The organism is Vibrio sp. 10N.261.52.C11, assembly GCF_041471405.1.
Taxonomy (GTDB): domain Bacteria; phylum Pseudomonadota; class Gammaproteobacteria; order Enterobacterales; family Vibrionaceae; genus Vibrio; species Vibrio crassostreae_C.
In genome coordinates, this window is sequence record NZ_JBFROI010000106.1 from 1 (window position 1) to 330 (window position 330).

1 protein-coding gene is annotated in these 330 nt (G+C 47.6%); it reads right to left on the reverse strand.

The window, feature by feature from the left end:
* The coding region (locus tag AB4323_RS23590; RefSeq protein WP_372153475.1) for a tandem-95 repeat protein at positions 1-330 on the reverse strand (330 nt) is incomplete at both ends.

The following is a 330-nucleotide window of genomic DNA, read 5'->3' on the forward strand; positions in this document are numbered from 1 at the left end:
CGAAGCCGAAGTTTACGTCACCATTGAAGTTTTCATTTGGCGCAAAGGTGTACGTACCGTTGCCATTGTCAGTAAGGATACCGTCGCCACCATTGTAGGTCACACCTTCAACCGTTAGGTTATCACCTTCAATGTCGGTAGCGCCTGTTAACAGGTCTGCATCAGTGAAGATGAGTGTGCCGTCTTCTTCAACGCTGAACTGTTGATCTTGAGGGACTGGCAGGTCGTTAACTGGGTTAACCGTTAGGTCAGCTGATGCTTGAACCGTATTGGTGCCATCTGAGATATCGAAACTGATATCGATGTCACCATTGAAGTTTTCATCTGGCG